Annotated in this window: 2 protein-coding genes; one reads left to right on the top strand and one right to left on the bottom strand. The window is 73.7% G+C overall.

Features of this window, described 5'->3' with window-relative positions; genetic code table 11:
- Positions 1–63 precede the first annotated feature (63 nt).
- Positions 64–1,416, bottom strand: coding sequence for a 4-aminobutyrate--2-oxoglutarate transaminase (gabT, locus tag ABZ914_RS50685; protein WP_500201726.1), 1,353 nt, complete (start codon positions 1,414–1,416; stop codon positions 64–66).
- A gap of 115 nt (positions 1,417–1,531) precedes the next feature.
- Here gabT and ABZ914_RS50690 point away from each other — a divergent pair.
- A partial coding sequence (locus ABZ914_RS50690; protein WP_500201727.1) for a PucR family transcriptional regulator ligand-binding domain-containing protein occupies positions 1,532–1,978 on the top strand: 447 nt, incomplete at its 3' end.

Consider the following 1,978-nt stretch of genomic DNA (forward strand, 5'->3'; position numbering starts at 1 on the left):
CCGGTGGCACAGCGCCGTTGATGTGGGACGCCTCGGCCGAGCAGCCGCCGGGCGATCGCGCGGTCAGACCGCGAACGCCTCCTCGATGACGTCCAGTCCCTCGTCGAGCAGGTGCTCCGGGATGACGAGCGGCGGCAGGAAGCGCAGCACGTTGCCGTACGTCCCGGCGGTCAGCACCAGCACGCCGCAGGCGTGGCAGCGGCGCGCGATCTCCGCGGTCAGCTCGGGGTCGGGGTCCTTCGTGCCGGGCCTGACCAGCTCGATCGCGATCATCGCGCCGCGGCCCCGCACGTCCCCGATCGCCTCGTGCTTCGCCGCGAGCGCGCGCAGCCGGGGCAGCATGGTCTCCCCGATCCGCCGGGCCCGCTCGGTGAGCTTGCCCTCCTCGATCTCCTCCAGCACGGCGAGGGCCGCCTCGCACGCGAGGGGGTTGCCGCCGTAGGTGCCGCCGAGCCCGCCGCCGTGCACCTTGTCCATGATGTCGGCGCGCCCCGTGACGCCCGCCAGCGGCAGCCCGCCCGCGATGCCCTTCGCGGTGGTCACGATGTCCGGGACGATCCCCTCGTGCTCGCAGGCGAACATGTCGCCCGTCCGCGCGAAGCCCGTCTGCACCTCGTCGGCGATGAACAGGATCCCGTTCGCGCGGCAGAACTCCGCGATCGCCGGCAGGAACCCCGGCGCCGGCACGATGAACCCGCCCTCGCCCTGGATCGGCTCGACCAGCACCGCCGCCACGTTCGACGCGCCGATCTGCTTGCTGATCTGGTCGATCGCCTGCGCCGCCGCCTCCGGGCCGCAGTTCTCCGGCCCGGTCGGCCACCGGAACGGGTAGGCGAGCGGCATCCGGTACACCTCGGGCGCGTACGGGCCGAACCCCTGCTTGTACGGCATGTTCTTCGCGGTCAGCGTCATCGTCAGCAGCGTGCGGCCGTGGTAGCCGTGGTCGAACGCCACGACCGCCTGCCGGCCCGTCGCGTACCGGGCGATCTTGACGGCGTTCTCCACCGCCTCCGCGCCGCTGTTGACCAGGATCGACCGCTTCTCGTGGGCGCCGGGCGTGATCCGGTTCAGGTTCTCGCACACCGCCACGTACGACTCGTACGGCGCCACCATGAAGCAGGTGTGGGTGAACCGGTCCGCCTGCTCCTTCACCCGCGCGGCGACCCGCGGATTGGCGTTGCCGACGCCCGTCACCGCGATGCCGGAGCCGAAGTCGATCAGCGAGTTGCCGTCCGCGTCGACGACCACCCCGCCGCCCGCGTCCGTCACGTACACCGGCAGCACGCTGCCGACGCCGGGCGCCACCGCCGCGGCGCGGCGCTCCTGCAACTCCCGGGACCGCGGCCCCGGGATCTCGGTCACGACGCGTCGCTCCTGCGGCAGGCGCTCGCCGCCGCTCAGGTTCTGGCTGGTCATGGCGCGAACATAAGCCGAACGGCCCCTACGATGAACCGTACGGGACGGCGAAATCCGTCCAAAGATTTGGACGCGCTGAACACAAGAGGGCCGAACACGGGACGGAGGGGTCCGGGTGCCGCCGACGCTGGCCGCCGTGGCGGCCCTCCCCCAGCTCGGCCTGCGCCCCCTCACCGGCGCCCTGCCGGACGCGCCCGTCGTGTGGGTCGCGGTCAGCGAGCTGGAGGACCCGACCCCGTTCCTCGAAGGCGGCGAGCTCGTCCTCACCACCGGCATGCGCCTCACCCCCGGCGGCGCCGCCGGCTACGTCGACCGGCTCGTGGGGCGGGGCGTCGCCGGGCTCGGCTTCGCGGTCGGCGTCATCCACCCCGACGTCCCGCCCGAGCTGCTCGCCGCCGCCCGCGACCGGGGCCTCGCGCTGCTGGAGGTGCCGCGCCCCACCCCGTTCATCGCGATCGGCAAGGCGGTCTCGCGGATGCTGGCCGCCGAGTGGTACGAGGACGTCACCCGCGCCTTCCAGGCCCAGCGGGAGCTGACCCGCGCCGCGCTCACCGGGCCGGGC

It is taken from the genome of Spirillospora sp. NPDC046719 (assembly GCF_040645715.1).
In the GTDB taxonomy this organism is placed as follows: domain Bacteria; phylum Actinomycetota; class Actinomycetes; order Streptosporangiales; family Streptosporangiaceae; genus Spirillospora.